Raw genomic sequence first — 15,841 nt, forward strand, 5'->3', positions numbered from 1 at the left:
CAAACCGCGAGAGAGCGTGTCCTGCGGGCAACAAGGAGCGGAGCAGGCGCCCTGCCCCGACTTCTCGATCAGGTAATGACGTCGGGCGCGGTGCGGCCCGTAAAGCGGGCAATCCCGGCGACGGCCTCGGCCGCATCGATCTGGGCCTTCAGCATCGCGCCGGTCTCGGCATCGAGATCGCCTGAGGGCGGCACGTAGTTCTCGAGGTAGACACGCAAGGTGGCACCCGCCGTCCCGGTCCCCGAAAGGCGGAAGACCACGCGGCTGCCGCCCACAAAGAGGATGCGGATGCCCTGGTTGGCGCTGACCGAGCCGTCGACCGGATCGGTGTAGGAGAAGCTGTCGGCCTCCTCGACGACGAGATCGCCGAACTCCTGCCCGGGCAGCGCCTCCAGTTCGTCCATGAGCGCGGCCATGAGCGCGTCGGCGCCCTCCTTCTCGATCCCTTCGTAGTCGTGGCGCGCGTAGTAGTTGCGCCCGAAGCGGGCCCAGTGGGCCTTGGCGAGGTCATCGACCGAGATGTCGCGCACGGCGAGGATGTTGAGCCAGAGCAGGACCGCCCACAGGCCGTCCTTTTCGCGCACGTGGTCCGAGCCGGTGCCAGCGCTTTCCTCGCCGCAGATCGTCGCCATGCCGGCATCGAGGAGATTGCCGAAGAACTTCCAGCCGGTCGGCGTCTCGAAGGCGGGCACGCCCAGCGCCTCGGCGACGCGGTCCGCGGCCGCGCTCGTCGGCATCGAGCGGGCAATGCCGGTCAGGCGGCCCTTGTAGGCGGGCGCGCATTCGATGTTGGCGGCCAGCATCGCCAGCGAATCGGACGGGGTGATGAAACGCCCACGGCCGATGATAAGGTTGCGATCGCCATCGCCGTCGGACGCCGCCCCCAGATCGGGCGCGCCCTCGCCCATCATCAACTCGTAGAGGTCCTTTGCGTGGATCAGATTGGGGTCGGGATGGTGACCGCCGAAGTCTTCCAGGGGCGTGCCATTCACGACCGTGCCCTCGGCAAAGCCCAGGCGGCCCTCCAGGATCTCCTTGGCGTAGGGGCCGGTCACGGCGCTCATTGCGTCGAAGCGCATGGTGAAGCCCGAGGCCACGATCTTGCGGATCGCGGCGAAGTCGAACAGGTCCTCCATGAGGTCGGCGTAGTCGGCGACCGGATCGATGATCTGGACGTTCATGTCGCCCACTTCGACGATCCCCACGGTGTCGAGATCGACGTCCTGGGCCTCGATCGTCAGCCAGCGGTCGATCTCCTGCGTGCGGGCATGGATCGCGCCGGTCACGCCTTCAGGTGCCGGGCCGCCGTTGGCAATGTTGTACTTGATGCCGAAGTCCTCGTCCGGTCCGCCGGGGTTGTGGCTGGCCGAGAGGACAAGACCGCCGCTTGCCTTGTACTTGCGGATCACGTGGCTGGCCGCCGGGGTCGAGAGGATACCGCCCTGCCCCACCAGCACGCGCGCGTAGCCGTTGGCCGCGGCCATGCGGATCGCCTGCTGGATCACGGTGCGGTTGTGAAAGCGTCCGTCCCCGCCCAGGACCAGCGTCGCCGCCTCGCCCTTTTCGACCACGTCGAAGACCGACTGGATGAAATTCTCCGCATAGCCCGGCTGCTGGAATACCTTCACCTTCTTGCGCAGGCCGGAGGTTCCCGGCTTCTGCCCGTCGAAAGGCGTGGTGGGCATGGACAGGATCTCGGTCAAAACAGTCTCTCCAGACAACAGGAAGGCGTGCGCCACAGGGGAATAAATCGAAAGCCCCTGAATGTTCCATCCTGCAGATGGCATTTCTTTTTGTTTTTTCGAAGACTATTTGGAGAATTTACGTGCGTCCCGCGCATCCCGCCGACGGGATGGTCGCCATGCGCGGTCAGTTGCGGACCGGCTCGCCGCTGTGCCGGCTGGCCTTGGCCCTACTCCAGGCCGGATAATCGCCATGGCGCCGCTGGCGCAGGACATGGCGCACGAAGCCCACCCAGGCAAAGAGCACGCACAAGTAGAAGGGCAGCGTCGCCATGACATCGTAGGGCCCTCGGCCAAGTTCCCCTTCGCCATCGAGATACCGATAGGCGTAGGAGAAAACCGAGATCAGCTGGGCTGCGGTGAGCCAGAGTGGGTAGACCCGGTTCGCGTAAAGCGCCACCGCGCCCAGCGCGACGAGCAGCGCCAGGTCGACGACGACATGGCCCAGGTCCACCCCGCCCACAACGACTGCGCCGCCCACGAGCGAATGGTAGCCGACGTGGAACACGATCATGGCCCCAAGCAGCCCGGCCACCAGCTTCTCCGGCACCGCCCCCCAGCGCAACGCGGCCAGGAACAGGATAACGATCATCGCCGTCTGCAACTGGACCCGCAGGTCCATGAGTGTCTCGAACATGTCTGGGGCTCAGAACAGCTCGGCCAGCGAATGCAGCACGCCCAGGCCCGCGCCCGAGACCAGCAGCAAGCCAAAGGCGATCACCACGATCGCGGCCAGGCGCCCAAGGCGCGCATTCTCACCATCGAGCAGGGCTGGCACAGGCCCTGGCGTCCGCCCTCGTCCCGCCCACGAAACCACATTGGCGGCGCGGCCCCCGTGAAGGCCGACAGCCACACGTTCGGCCTGCGCCGAGGGCGGCTGCACCCTGATGGTCTGAAGTTGCCCCGCGCCGTGCCCGGCGCCAAGGTCACGGCCCGGCCAACGTTCGCAATCGCGGCAGGCGTCGGCGTCCATGCACGCCTCATCCGGCTTAGCCACAAGCTCGGCCGTATCTGCCCCCGGCCGCGCGGGGACTTGATCCTGGGCTTGCTCTTCGTCCTGCTCGTGGCGGTATTCGCGGTAGGCGCGCGCCAGTTCAAGGCGCGACAGCGATCCCGCGCGGGCACGGACGGTTTCAATTCGCTGGTTTACCGCACTGACGGAGATGCCGAGTTCATAGGCGATCTCCTTGCTCGTGAAGTTTTCCCCCACCAGCGCCAGCACTTCGTGCTGCTTGTCGGTCAGGTTCTCAAAGACATCATTCAGTTGCAAAGCACTTTCACATGCCGACACAGTTCCGCCCACCCAATACAGCCTCGCTCACCTGGCTTGTGTAAGAAGCACAACCACCCTCTCTCTCCAGAAGAGCAGCGTACCCCAGAGCCCCCCCTGACAGCCGGCAAACACGAACGCTTGTTTCGGACATTAAACTTCTGCACCGCGATGAATTCCAAGTTAAATTCAGGAAATCCATGCAATAGAAGCCAGCACGCAGGGGCGCGCCTGGACTTAGATGAAACACTTGTCGGCCACTTGTCCAGACCCAAATTTCGATTGCACAAACGACGAAGTGAAACTTTCTGTGGGTTGAACCGAGTTGCGAACACTAGTGTACGGACGCTTCACGTTACCTTTCTGCAACATAGAAACCCTGCAAACGTACCGCCCGTACCACGCAGAACGGCCTTGGTCCCCGTCACGACGAAGGGCCCGCCTCCTTGTCTGGAGACGAGCCCTTCGCGGAACCAATCCGTGGACCGGCACGCCCCGCGTCGGCTTGCGCCGAAGCCGGGCCGCCGGGCCGGGTCTTATTCCTCGCCCATGCGCAGCGCGGCGATGAAGGCTTCCTGCGGGATCGAGACGTTGCCGTACTCGCGCATGCGGGCCTTGCCCTTCTTCTGCTTTTCCAGAAGCTTCTTCTTGCGACTGATGTCACCGCCATAGCACTTGGCGGTCACGTCCTTGCGCATCGCGGCGATGGTCTCGCGCGCGATGACCTTGCCGCCGATCGCGGCCTGGACCGGGATCTTGAAGAGGTGGCGGGGGATGAGGTCCTTGAGGCGCTCGCACATGCCGCGCCCGCGCTCCTCGGCGACCGAGCGGTGGACGATGAGCGAAAGCGCATCGACGGGCTCGGCATTGACGAGGATGTTCATCTTGACGAGATCGCCCTCGCGAAGGCCGATCTGCTCGTAATCGAAGCTGGCATAGCCGCGGCTGATCGACTTCAGGCGGTCGTAGAAGTCGAACACGACTTCGTTGAGCGGCAGCTCGTAGGACACCTGCGCGCGGCCGCCGACGTAAGTCAGGTCGGTCTGGATACCACGGCGGTCCTGGCACAGCTTGAGGATCGCGCCGAGGTATTCGTCGGGGGTATAGATCGTCGCCTTGATCCACGGCTCCTCGATCGTCTCGATCCGGTTGGGGTCGGGATAGTCGGCCGGGTTGTGCAGCTCGATGGTCTTGGCATCCTCGTTCTTCGAGTGCGAGAGCTGGATGCGGTAGACCACCGAGGGCGCGGTGGTGATGAGGTCGAGGTCGTATTCGCGGCTCAGGCGCTCCTGGATGATCTCGAGGTGCAGGAGCCCCAGGAAGCCGCAGCGGAAACCGAAGCCGAGCGCCGCGCTGGTTTCCATCTCGTAGGAGAAGGACGCGTCGTTGAGGCGCAGCTTGCCGATCGAGTCACGCAGCTTTTCAAAGTCGGCCGCATCGACCGGGAAGAGGCCGCAGAAGACCACCGGCTGGACTTCCTTGTAGCCCGGCAGCGGGGTGGTCGAACCGTTCTTCACGGTGGTGATGGTGTCACCGACCTTGGCCTGTTCGACTTCCTTGATCTGCGCGGTGATGAAGCCGATCTCGCCGGGGCCGAGTTCGGGCAGGTCGACGCGCTTGGGCGTCATGCAGCCCACGCGGTCGATCAGGTGCTCGGTCCCGCCCTGCATGAACTTGACGCTCAGGCCCTTCTTGATGACCCCGTCCATCACGCGCACGAGGATGACGACGCCCAGGTACGGATCGTACCAGGAATCGACCAGCATCGCCTTGAGGGGCGCATCGCGCTCGCCTGTGGGCGCGGGGATCTTGGTGACGATGGCTTCGAGCGTCTCCTCGATGCCGATGCCCGACTTGGCGCTGGCGAGCACCGCCTCGGAGGCATCGATGCCGATGATGTCCTCGATCTCGGCGCGCACCTTCTCGGGCTCGGCGGCGGGCAGGTCGACCTTGTTGATGACGGGCACGATCTCGTGGTCGTGCTCGATCGACTGGTAGACGTTGGCCAGCGTCTGGGCTTCCACGCCCTGCGCCGCGTCCACGACCAGCAGCGCGCCCTCACAGGCGGCGAGGCTGCGGCTGACCTCGTAGGCAAAGTCGACGTGGCCCGGCGTGTCCATGAGGTTCAGCTCATAGGTCTTGCCGTCCTTGGCGGTGTAGGCCAGGCGCACGGTCTGCGCCTTGATCGTGATCCCGCGTTCCTTCTCGATGTCCATGTTGTCCAGAACCTGGGCGGACATCTCACGCTCGGTGAGGCCACCGGTGTACTGGATCAGGCGGTCGGCCAGCGTCGACTTGCCATGGTCGATGTGGGCAATGATCGAGAAATTTCGGATCAGGGAAAGGTCTGTCATGGAATCGCCGTTAGCAGCGGTTTGACGCGCTGTCAGCCTGCCTTGCGCAGCGAGCGTGCAGGATTTTCATCCGATCCGCCCTTCGGGGGCGTAAACAGCACCGCGCCGTTGGCATCAAGCGCGAGCGGAACCACGAATTCCACGCCCATGCGGTCCTCGCGGCTCCAGCGCGCATGGCGCCGAGCAGGTAGTCCCGGGCCAGGTGCACGGTAAACTTCGTGCCCACCGGCACGTTCCACAGGCCCTCGATCATGGCGCCTGTCTGCGAGATGTTGCGGATGGTGCCGTTGTAGGCATGGTCACCATGTTCGAGCACGACCTTGCGCAGCATGGTCTGGCGCGGGGCGCGGCTGGAGCGAGGCCCCTGTGCGACCGCCTCCAGGCCGCGGGCCAGGCGGGCATTGGCGTTGGCAACGGTCAGCGGCTTCTCATAGATATAGCCCTGCACGTGACTGCAGCCCAGCATGCGCACGAGATCCAGCTCGTCGAGGGTCTCCACCCCTTCCGCCGTCGTCTCCATGCCCAGCGCCTCGGCCAGGCTGACAATGGACGAGATGATCGCGCCGTTGCGGCTGCCCTTGATCGTTGCGCCGCGCACGAAGCTCTGGTCGATCTTGATCTTGTCGAAGGGCGCCTTCTTCAGATAGCCGAGCGAGGAATAGCCGGTCCCGAAATCGTCAAGCGCCAGGCGCACGCCCACGCCCTTCAAGGCGCTGAACATCGTCTCGGTCGACTTGTCATCGCCCAGGAACACGCTTTCGGTGATCTCCAGTTCAAGGCGGCCCGGCGCGATGCCCGCTTCGGCAATCGCACTCGTCACGATGGCCGGCAGAGCCGGGTTGGCAAACTGCAGCGGCGAGACGTTGACCGCCACGCGCACGCTCTCGGGCCAGCGGGCGAGGTCGCGGCAGGCGGTGCGCAGCGCCCACTCGCCGATCGGCGCCACGAGCCCGGTATCCTCGGCGATCGGCACGAACTTGGCCGGAGAGATATAGCCGTGGACCGGGTGCTTCCAGCGCAGCAGCGCCTCGAAGCCGGTGATTGTCTCGGTCGTGGTGCGAACCTGGGGCTGGTAGTGCAACTCCAGCGCGCCGTGGGTGATGGCATCGCGCAGGTCCTCCTCCATCTGCTGACGCTCCTTGGCGTCGGAGTGGAGGTCGTCGTCGTAGAAGTGGTGACGCCCGCGCCCGCCGCCCTTGGCCGCGTAGAGCGCAAGGTCGGCGTTGCGGATGATCTCTTCGGAGCTCGTACCGTTCTGCGGGCACGAGGCAATCCCCACCGAGGCACCGATGACCACGCGCGCGCCCTCGATCGAATAGGGCTGCGAGAGGTTCTCGATGATCCGGCGGGCCAGGTTGGCAAGCCCCTCGGTCACGTGATGGCCGGGCAGGATCACCTCGAACTCGTCGCCCCCCAGACGCCCCACGCGGCCATGCTTGCCCACGGTCGCGCGCAAGCGGTCGGCCACCTGGCGCAGCAGCGCATCGCCCGCCGGATGGCCCATCGTGTCGTTGACCTGCTTGAAGCGGTCGAGGTCGAGCAGGAACACGGTGCAGGCGCGGCTGTCGAGCCGGGGCGCGGCGAGGATCTTCTCCAGCCACTCGGACATCTGGAAACGGTTGGCAAGCTCGGTCAGCGAATCGAAACGCGCAAGCTGGGTGACATGCTGCTGCGAGCGGCGGGTCTCGGTGAGGTCGGTGCCCGAGCCGCGAAAGCCCATGAAATTGTCGAACTGGTCAAGCACCGGGCGCCCCGAGATCGACCACCAGCGCTCGTCCCCGGGGGCACCTGTCGTCGCCGCGCGGACCGAGAGGTCCTTGAACGAGGAGCGGGTCGAGAGATGGAAGACGAGCGTGCGCTCGTTCTCGTTCTCGTGGCCCCGAAGCAGGAACAGCGCCGAAAGCGGACGCCCGACAAGATCTTCGGGCGTCGTCTTCAGGAGCGCGCAGATATGCGCCGAGACATACGTGAGCTGGCCGCGCCGGTCGGTCTCCCAGAACCAGCCCTGCCCGGTCTCCTCGTATTCGTTGAGCAGTTCCTCGGCGCGGCGCTGCTCGCGCTCGCGCTCGGAGCGCGCCTCGATCTCGGCGCGCACATGCTCGCTGCGCTTCACCGCGAGGTAGAGGCCGATCGCGGTTCCGCCCAGGAGAAGCATGAACGAGGGCACCGAGCCCGAAATGGTCCAGGCCCCGCCCCACAACGCGACGGTGGCCACGATGATCGAGGTCAGCCGTCCTTCAAGCAGGACATTGGCCATGAGGATGAGGATGACGAAGCAGCTGGCGGTCGTCTCCCAGCCCAGTTCGGGCACGCGCTCGGTCCAGCGCGCACCGACATGGCCGAACAGCGCCATGGGCACTCCGATCGCGAAGATCAGCAGGAGATAGCGCTTCCAGCCGGTGCGGCCGATGTTCTGCTCCAGCCGGAACAGGCGCGTGCCGGCCAGGCAGATCGCAAAGCTGATGGTCAGAAGACCGGCGGAGAGCGGGCTCGGGAAGCTGTGCGAAAGCAGCCCCATCGTCATCAGGATCGAGCCCATGCAGATGACGATCAGGATCCAGTTGGCCGGAAGCAGATAGAGGAGCGGATCGCTGGTCGCAGCCATGCCCTCGGCAGCCACCGCGAAATCACCGGATTTCGCGCGCGCAGCCGCCACCTTCCCGGGCATCGCAGGCGTGCGTCGGCGGGCGCCGGAATCGCTGCGGGCGGCAGTGTCGCCCGAGCCTTTTCCAGCCCCTTCAATCGTTTGCCGTCGCGTTTCCGATTGCGTGGCACGCGCACGAGGCGCAGCGCTCCGGCGACCGGGTCCCATTCTGCTCATGGGATGGTCTTGCCGCAAAGCAATTGCGAAACGGTTAAATGTGAAACACCTGCGCGCTCTTCGCAGGCCTTATTCGTACGAAAATTCCCCCAGATGCACCGGATCGAAGCGTTAACGCGCCCGAGCCGCCGCCCTCCCCCCATGCAAAAGGGCCGGGAGGACAATGCCCTCCCGGCCCTCGAATGCCGTTCCTGAACGATTGTCTGCGATCAGACGCGCATGGGCATCAGGACGTAGAGCGCGGGGCTCTTGTCGTTCTGTCGGATGAGCGTGGGCGCCCCGGCATCGGCGAGGTGCAGCTCCACCGAATCGCCATCGATCTGGCCCAGGATGTCCTTGAGGTAGTTGGCGTTGAAGCCGATCTCGAAGCTGTCCGCGCCATAGCCGGCGGGCACTTCCTCGGCCGCGGTGCCGTTGTCGGGCGAGGTCACCGAAAGCGTGATGCGGTCGGTGTCGAGCGCCATCTTGACCGCGCGGGTCTTTTCGGTGGCGATCGTCGCGACGCGGTCCACGCCTTCGAAGAAGGCACGCGGATCGAGCGTCAGCAGCTTGTCGTTCCCGGTCGGGATGACGCGCGTGTAATCGGGGAAGGTACCGTCGATCAGCTTGCTGGTCAGCACGACGCCGATCTCACCGCCGAGCGTGAAGCGCACCTTGCTCGCCGACATGTCGATCAGCACGTTGGAATCGAGCGATTCCTCCAGGAGCTTGCGCAGTTCGGCGACGCATTTGCGCGGCACGATCACGTCGGGCATGCCATCGGCCCCGTCGGGACGCGCGATGGTGAAGCGGGCGAGACGGTGGCCGTCGGTCGCCGCAGCCTTCAGCTCGTCCTCGGTGACGTGGAAGAAGATGCCGTTCAGGTAGTAGCGCGTTTCCTCGGTCGAGATCGCAAAACGCGTGCGGTCGATCATCTGCGCCAGCGTGGCGGCCGGGATCTCGAAGCTGGTCGGCAGCTCGCCTTCCGCGATCATCGGGAAGTCATCGCGCGGGAGCGTGGGCAGCTGGAAGCGGCTGCGGTCGGCCTTGACGACGAGGCGGTTGTCCGCCGCCGCCAGGCTCACCTCGCTGCCGTCGGGCAGCTTGCGGGCGATGTCGAACAGCAGGTGTGCGGACACCGTGATCGCGCCGGGCTGCTCCACGTGGTTGGCGTTGAGCGTCTCGACCACCTGGAGGTCGAGGTCGGTCGCCATGATGCGCAGCGACGAGGTGCCCGATGCCTCGATCAGGACGTTCGAGAGGATGGGAATGGTGTTGCGGCGTTCGACAACGGACTGCACGTGGCTCAGGCAACGCAGCAGCGTGGAACGTTCGATGGTGGCCTTCATAACAGCCTCAGGTCCCCTTTGGTCGGCCCGGGAATGTTCATAATCCCCAAAAACAGGACAAATATCTCTAACGCGCGCAAGCCTCGCGGCAAGCGGGAACTGGTCCGCAGAAGGTGAATCTGGGGATAATTCGGGGGAGTTTCATGCTTTTTTCGCATGAGGGCACCGGCAAGATTGATCTTGCACTGCAGCAAGGAAGCGCCATGTTCGCTTCAAAGCCCCTGAGATGCCAGCGAAACCACGGGAGTCGAAGCGACGTGTCGAGTACCCTTCACATCCAGCGCAAGGACCACGACGGCGCCCTTGCCGCGATCGACCTCGAGGACTGGAAAAAGGCGGTCGCCACCATCGAGGACCTGCGCCTTGCCGATGGCGATGCGCAGCAGATCAACCCGCGCACCCACGAGATCGTCTCGATGCCCAACCGGGGCGGCGACGTCGAGATCTGGCGGCCGGACTGCGAGGACTGGTTGCGCGTGTTCTGGTACTCGCCCGCGGGCTACATCAGCTTCCCCGCCCCCGAACCGGGTGTGCGCGAGGAACTGCACCGCCTCTCGCTGGCGCGCAGCCTGGCGCTCAAGCTCGACGCCAAGATCTACAACGACGAGGGCGTGGAGACCGACTAGCGCGCCTCGCTCGCCTCAGAGATCGGCGCAGACGGAAGCTCCGCGCTGTCGAGGTTCTTCACCTGCCCCTGCGCGTCGATCACGAAGAGCCCCGATCCGAAATCCGGCCCCTCGGTGATGATGTGCACCATGTAGGGCTGGCCCGGCACGAGCGGCGGCGGCGGCGGCGCGCCTTCGCCAGCAGCGCCCAGCGCCTGCCCGTAGGCGAGCGGGAACGTGGCCGAACAGGCCTCCGGCGGCACCTCCTGCGACCAGACCGGCGCGTTTTCGAGCCCCGAGCCGTCGACACCCACGCCCATGACATCCTCGTCCGGGGCAACCGGGGTCACCGCGACCTGGCGCACGCAGCCCGGATCGCTCCAGCCGCCCCAATTGCCGGGGGAAAAGACGATGGAATCGCCCTCCTTCCCGGCCACAAGGTCGTAATACTGGGTGCAGCCTGTCAGCAGCAGGACAAGCGCAGCTGCGGCAGGACGCACCCGGTATCGCATCAGATCATCACCATGCCGCCATTGACGTGCATGGTCTGGCCGGTGACGTAGCCCGCTTCCTTCGAGGCGAGGAACACGGCGGCCGCGGCGATGTCATCGCCCTCGCCCATGCGGCCCATCGGGATCTTCGCGTTGAGCGCGTCCTTCTGGGCGTCGGGCAGGACGTCGGTCATTGCGGTGCGGATGAAGCCGGGCGCGATGCAGTTGACGGTGACGTTGCGGCTGGCGAGTTCCTGCGCGAGGCTCTTCGACATTGCGGTGATGCCGCCCTTGGCCGCGCAGTAGTTCATCTGGCCGGGGTTCCCGGTGGTGCCCACGACCGAGGTCACGTTGATGATGCGGCCAAAGCGTGCCTTCATCATCGGCTTGGTCACGCCGCGCATCAGGCGGAAGGTCGATTCCAGGTTGATCTTGATGACCTGGTCCCACTCCTCGTCCTTCATGCGCATGGCCAGGTTGTCGCGGGTGATGCCCGCGTTGTTGACGAGAATGTCGATCTTGCCGAGCGCCTCGAGCGCGGCGGGGACCAGCTTCTCGACCTGCTCGGCGTCCGAGAGGTTGCAGGGAATGGCGACGTGGTCGACTTCCTGCGGAGCCTGCGGGGTGTGCTCGTCCAGCTCGTCGCGGAAAGCGCGCAGCTTGTCCGCGTTGGAACCCGAGATCGCAAGGCGCGCGCCCTGCGCGGCCAGCTTGCGGGCAATCGCCGAACCGATGCCACCGCTGGCGCCGGTCACAAGGGCGGTCATTCCGTGAAGGTCAAACATGTCATTCCTCATTGGTTCTCAAGGCTTCCTCGCGAGGAAGCGCACGACGGCGCTTTGCCCGCGATGGTATTCGCCTTCCGTGATCTCGCGCACGACTTCCTCGGCGCAAATGGGTTCAAGCCCCGCAAATTCGGCCAGCAGGTCCGCGCGGGTCATCGTCCAGTCCTTCTGCGAGGGCGGCGGGCCGCCCGTGCCGGGCTGGGTGTACTTGTCAGGAGTATAGGCTTCGAGCAGGACCGTCCCGCCCGGCTTCAGCGCCCGGACGACGCGGGCGTGGACATCGCGGCGCAGGGGTGGAGGCAGGTGCGCGAAGATCGCGACCACGCTGTCCCACACGCCCGTGCCCATGTCGTAGTCCGCAAGGTCCACCGCGCGCGTCGCGATCTCGACGCCCCGCTCGGCGGCAAGCTCGCGCGCGCGTTCGAGCCCGACCGGCGACTGGTCGACCGCCGTCACGTCGAAGCCCTGCTGCGCCAGCCAGACCGCGTTGCGCCCCTGCCCTTCGGCAAGACACAGGCAGCGCCCCGCCGTCAGGTCCGCGACACGCTCGACCAGAAAGTCGTTGGGCTCGGTGCCATAGGCATGGTCGGCCTGGGCGTAGCGTTCATCCCACATGGGAGCACACTCCTTCAGGTATGAGGGTTGCCTTGCGCCGACCAGCTATAGCGCCTCAGAGAGACTTGGCCAGTTCCTCGATCTCGGCCATGCTCGAGGCGGTCAGCACGTTCACATCGCCCGCCGAGCGCTTGATCATCGGCCCCACGACCTTGCCGCCCAGTTCAACGAAATCGGTCACACCCGCCTCGGCCATCGCAATCGCGCTCTCGCGCCAGCGCACGCGCCCGCAGACCTGCTCGACAAGAAGGTACTGGATCGCGGGCGGATCGGTGACGATGGCCGCCGTCACATTGGCAAAGAGCGGCACGCTGACCGCGCCGGGGCGCGTTTCATCCAGCGCCTTGGCCATCGCGTCGGCCGCGGGCTGCATCAGCGGGCAGTGAAACGGCGCGGAGACCGGCAGCAGCACGCCGCGCTTGATCCTGTGGTCCTTGACCATGGCGACCGCGCGCTCGATCGCGCCCTTGTGGCCCGAAAGGACGACCTGGCCGGGATCGTTGTCGTTGGCAACGGTGCAGACCTCGACCTCGCCGTCAGGGCCGGTCGCGGCCGCTTCGGCAAGCGCGGTGGCCTTGGCGATGTCCGCGCCCAGCAGCGCGGCCATGGCGCCCACGCCGACCGGCACGGCGGCCTGCATCGATTCGCCGCGAAGCTTGAGGAGACGCGCGGTGTCGGCGAGGCTGAAGGCCCCTGCGGCGCACAGCGCGGTGTACTCACCCAGCGAGTGCCCGGCCACGAAATCGGCCTTGTCGGCAAGGCTGATGCCGCCGTCCTTTTCGAGCACGCGCAGCACGGCGATGGCGTTGGCCATGATCGCGGGCTGGGCGTTGGCGGTCAGGGTCAGCTGGTCCTCGGGACCTTCGGCCATGATCTTGAAGAGGTCCTGGCCGAGCGCGTCGTTGACTTCCTCGAAGACCTCGCGCGCGGCTGCGCTGGCCTCAGCCAACTCGACGCCCATGCCCACCTTCTGGCTGCCCTGACCCGGAAAAACGAACGCACGCATCAGCAAAATCCTTTCATCCCGGCGGTGTCTGTCCATGGTGAGTGCCGGGGAAACTCGCAGCGCTTAGTGCGCTCCGCGCCCAAGGGCAAGCCATCGGCGGCGGGCTTCACCGGGCGCTGGCCTGCCCGAAGGGCACGATCGTGTTGGCCGCATCGTGGCCGATGTCGGCCTCGCCCAGATAGGCAATGGCGTGGCGCTGACACCAGTGGCGCGCGATCTCGTCCGCGCTGGCGCCAAAGGGCCGGTCATTTTCGGGCACCGCGCTCACCCGGCCCAGACGCAGGCCCGCAATGCCGCCCAGGTGCGCGGTAAGGTGAAAGAACAGCCGGTCGACCGCATAGAGATACTCGGAGACTTCCTCGACCATGACCACGTGGCCCGCAAGGCCCGGCATCAGCGGTGTGCCCGCCAGCATGGCCAGCGTCATCAGGTTGAAGGCGACGACGGGGTGCTTTTCGCGCGCAAGGCTGGGTTCCACGTGCGCCTGCCCGGCCCCGGTCAGCCAGCCGAGCGCGCGGCGGATCGCCTCTTCCCCGCCCTCGCGGCGGATGTCGGCCAGCATGGGGCCGTGAACGGGGCGTCCGATCCGCGCGCGGTAGAGCCCGCCCAGAAGATAACCCGCGTCCGAATAGCCCAGGAACACCTTGTCCTGCGCGGAATGGTCCATCGCCGCGAGCGCGTCCTCGGCGACGCGGCACGCGCCATAGCCGCCGCGCGCGAACCAGATGGCATCGACGGAGGGATCGTTGGCGCATTCGACGAGGGCTGCCGTGCGCTGCCCATCGCTTCCGGCAAAATGCCCCTCCTCGGCAAAGCATTGCTCGTGGACAAGAAGCTCGACGTCCGGAAACTCGGACGCGGCCAGCGCGTGGACGCGCGTGGCATCCTCGCGGGTGATCGGGGTGGACGGTGCACAAACAGCGATACGCATGGTGATGTCCTTCCTATCCATGTTGTCATGCGCTGCAAGGGCGCATACCGATAGCGCCATGACCCAAAGCCCCGAGGCCGCCGCCGCCGTTCCCGCCACTGCCCCCGCCACGCCCACGACGCCCGCGGACCTGACGGCGCATCCCTGGTTCTTCTGCGGCATCGGCGGGTCGGGCATGCTGCCGCTTGCGCTGATCCTCAAGGGTCTTGGCGCCACAATCGCCGGCTCGGACCGGGGCCGCGACCAGGGCCGCAGCCCGGAAAAGTTCGCCTGGCTGGAAGAGCTGGGCTTCGCGCTCCACCCCCAGGACGGGAGCGGGATCACGCAAGGCGCCCAGACCCTCGTCGCCTCGGCCGCGGTGGAAGATACCGTCCCCGAAGTCGTGCGCGCGAAGGAACTGGGCTGTGCGCGCATGAGCCGCGCGCAGCTGCTCGCCACGCTGTTCAACGCGGCCGGTGAAGGGATCGCCATCGGCGGCACCTCGGGCAAGTCGACCGTCACCGGCATGACCGGCTGGATCCTCACGCAGACGGGCGCCGACCCCACGATCATGAACGGCGCGGTGATGAAGAACTTCGCTTCCGAGGACGCGCCCTTCGCCAGCGCGCGCGTGGGCAAGGGGGCGGCGTTCGTCTCCGAGGTGGACGAGAGCGACGGCTCGATTGCGCTCTACCGCCCCAAGGTGGCCGTCCTTCTCAACGTCAGCCTCGATCACAAGTCGATGGAGGAGCTGCGCCGTCTCTTCGGCGATTTCCTGGCCTCAGCCGAGATCGCCGCCATCAATCTCGACGATGCCGAAAGCGCCGCGCTCGCCCACCGCGCGAAGGCCGCGATCACCTTTGGCATCACCAGCCCCAACGTGCGCCTGCGCGCCAGCGAGATCGTCGAGGGGCCAACCTCGCTCCAGGCCACGGTTCACGACCGGCTGGAGGGCACGCACCACGCGCTCACGCTGCAGGTGCCCGGCCGCCACAACCTCTACAACGCGCTCGCCGCGATTGCCGCCAGCCACGCCGCCGGAGTGCCGGTGGCCGAGGCGGTGGCCGCGCTTTCCAGCTTTGCAGGGCTCGCCCGGCGCTTCGACATCGTGGGCACCTCGCCTTCGGGGATCACCGTCATCGACGACTTCGGGCACAACCCCGACAAGGTCGCAGCCACCCTCACGACGCTGAAATCGCACCCGGGGCGCGTGATCGCCTTCTTCCAGCCGCACGGCTATGGCCCCTTGCGGCAGATGGGTGCCGAACTGGCGGGGGTGATCGGCCGGAAGCTGGGCGCAAACGACGTCGCGATCCTGTGCGATCCGGTCTACTTCGGCGGCACGGTCGACCGCAGCGAGGGCAGCGAGCGGATCGTGCGCCTGATCGAGGAGGCCGGCGCGCGCGCCGAGTACGTTCCCGAACGCAGCGCCTGCGCGGACCGGATGGCCGAGATCGCGCAGGCCGGTGACCGCATCGTCGTCATGGGCGCGCGCGACGACACGCTGACGGTCTTTGCCCGCGACCTGCTCGCCCGCCTCGCCTGAGCAGGACGTTCGAGCCAGGTCGCCGAGCAGGCAGTCCTTCGCGCGAGCCGGACGACCTCAGGAAATGCGCGCCAGCGGATGGTAGAAGCCGCTCTCGATCCACGCGCCCGCCTTGGCTTCGAACACCTTGACGAGCGGCGCACAGGTGTGGGCATCGAAGGTCGCGCGGTCACGCCACTGCTCGGTGATCACGAAGCGGCGCGGGTCGTCGAGGTCCTGGTGCAGGTCGTAGCGTACGAAGCCTTCTTCCTGATGGACCTGGGGCACGAGCTCCAGCAGCGCGTCGCGCAGCTTGTCCTCGCAGCCGGGCTTGGCGATGTTGAAGGCCACGCAATAGACAGGCTGGGTATCGGTCGTGCTCATGGGTC

14 protein-coding genes are annotated in these 15,841 nt (G+C 66.3%); 2 read left to right on the top strand and 12 right to left on the bottom strand.

Annotated features, from left to right (window positions below):
• Positions 1–68: 68 nt before the first annotated feature.
• The 6 genes from MBENS4_RS21180 to dnaN all read right to left on the bottom strand — a co-directional run bounded on the left by MBENS4_RS21180 (position 69) and on the right by dnaN (position 9,515).
• Positions 69–1,685, bottom strand: a complete 1,617-nt coding sequence (locus tag MBENS4_RS21180) for an alpha-D-glucose phosphate-specific phosphoglucomutase (RefSeq protein ID WP_199904457.1) — start codon at positions 1,683–1,685, stop codon at positions 69–71.
• A 184-nt stretch (positions 1,686–1,869) separates the two neighbouring features.
• A complete protein-coding gene (locus tag MBENS4_RS21185; protein ID WP_052322593.1) occupies positions 1,870–2,379 on the bottom strand; it encodes a hypothetical protein in 510 nt (169 codons plus the stop codon).
• 9 nt (positions 2,380–2,388) lie between these two features.
• On the bottom strand, positions 2,389–3,045 hold the full coding sequence (locus tag MBENS4_RS21190; RefSeq protein WP_242405037.1) for a helix-turn-helix domain-containing protein: 657 nt from the start codon (positions 3,043–3,045) through the stop codon (positions 2,389–2,391).
• A 503-nt stretch (positions 3,046–3,548) separates the two neighbouring features.
• On the bottom strand, positions 3,549–5,366 hold the full coding sequence (gene lepA / locus MBENS4_RS21195) for a translation elongation factor 4 (protein WP_039394504.1): 1,818 nt from the start codon (positions 5,364–5,366) through the stop codon (positions 3,549–3,551).
• Between the two features lie 10 nt (positions 5,367–5,376).
• Positions 5,377–8,034, bottom strand: a complete 2,658-nt coding sequence (locus MBENS4_RS21200; protein ID WP_445321526.1) for an EAL domain-containing protein — start codon at positions 8,032–8,034, stop codon at positions 5,377–5,379.
• A 362-nt stretch (positions 8,035–8,396) separates the two neighbouring features.
• On the bottom strand, positions 8,397–9,515 hold the full coding sequence (dnaN, locus tag MBENS4_RS21205; protein WP_039394510.1) for a DNA polymerase III subunit beta: 1,119 nt from the start codon (positions 9,513–9,515) through the stop codon (positions 8,397–8,399).
• Positions 9,516–9,772: 257 nt separating this feature from the next.
• Between dnaN and MBENS4_RS21210 the strand changes: the two genes are divergently transcribed.
• Positions 9,773–10,141 (top strand): hypothetical protein, encoded by a 369-nt coding sequence (locus MBENS4_RS21210; protein WP_039394513.1) that lies wholly within the window; start codon positions 9,773–9,775, stop codon positions 10,139–10,141.
• On the opposite strand, the gene MBENS4_RS21215 is transcribed toward MBENS4_RS21210, so the two are convergent.
• The 5 genes from MBENS4_RS21215 to MBENS4_RS21235 form a co-directional block, all read right to left on the bottom strand.
• A complete protein-coding gene (locus MBENS4_RS21215) occupies positions 10,138–10,632 on the bottom strand; it encodes a hypothetical protein (protein ID WP_039394516.1) in 495 nt (164 codons plus the stop codon). The genes MBENS4_RS21210 and MBENS4_RS21215 overlap by 4 nt on opposite strands.
• Entirely contained in the window at positions 10,632–11,396 is a 765-nt protein-coding gene (gene fabG / locus MBENS4_RS21220; protein ID WP_039394519.1) for a 3-oxoacyl-[acyl-carrier-protein] reductase, read from the bottom strand. The genes MBENS4_RS21215 and fabG overlap by 1 nt, the downstream gene beginning before the upstream one ends.
• Before the next feature lie 18 nt (positions 11,397–11,414).
• Positions 11,415–12,011 (bottom strand): SAM-dependent methyltransferase, encoded by a 597-nt coding sequence (locus MBENS4_RS21225; RefSeq protein WP_039394522.1) that lies wholly within the window; start codon positions 12,009–12,011, stop codon positions 11,415–11,417.
• Between the two features lie 55 nt (positions 12,012–12,066).
• Complete coding sequence (gene fabD / locus MBENS4_RS21230; protein WP_039394525.1) at positions 12,067–13,017, bottom strand: ACP S-malonyltransferase; 951 nt, start codon at positions 13,015–13,017, stop codon at positions 12,067–12,069.
• A 106-nt stretch (positions 13,018–13,123) separates the two neighbouring features.
• Entirely contained in the window at positions 13,124–13,948 is an 825-nt protein-coding gene (locus MBENS4_RS21235; protein WP_039394528.1) for an LD-carboxypeptidase, read from the bottom strand.
• A gap of 58 nt (positions 13,949–14,006) precedes the next feature.
• Here MBENS4_RS21235 and MBENS4_RS21240 point away from each other — a divergent pair, with 58 nt between their 5' ends.
• Positions 14,007–15,473 (top strand): glutamate ligase domain-containing protein, encoded by a 1,467-nt coding sequence (locus MBENS4_RS21240; RefSeq protein WP_084592275.1) that lies wholly within the window; start codon positions 14,007–14,009, stop codon positions 15,471–15,473.
• 57 nt (positions 15,474–15,530) lie between these two features.
• Here MBENS4_RS21240 and MBENS4_RS21245 read toward each other — a convergent pair whose 3' ends face one another.
• Complete coding sequence (locus MBENS4_RS21245) at positions 15,531–15,836, bottom strand: putative quinol monooxygenase (protein ID WP_039394530.1); 306 nt, start codon at positions 15,834–15,836, stop codon at positions 15,531–15,533.
• Positions 15,837–15,841: the final 5 nt, after the last annotated feature.

The organism is Novosphingobium sp. MBES04 (assembly GCF_000813185.1).
Taxonomy (GTDB): domain Bacteria; phylum Pseudomonadota; class Alphaproteobacteria; order Sphingomonadales; family Sphingomonadaceae; genus Novosphingobium; species Novosphingobium decolorationis.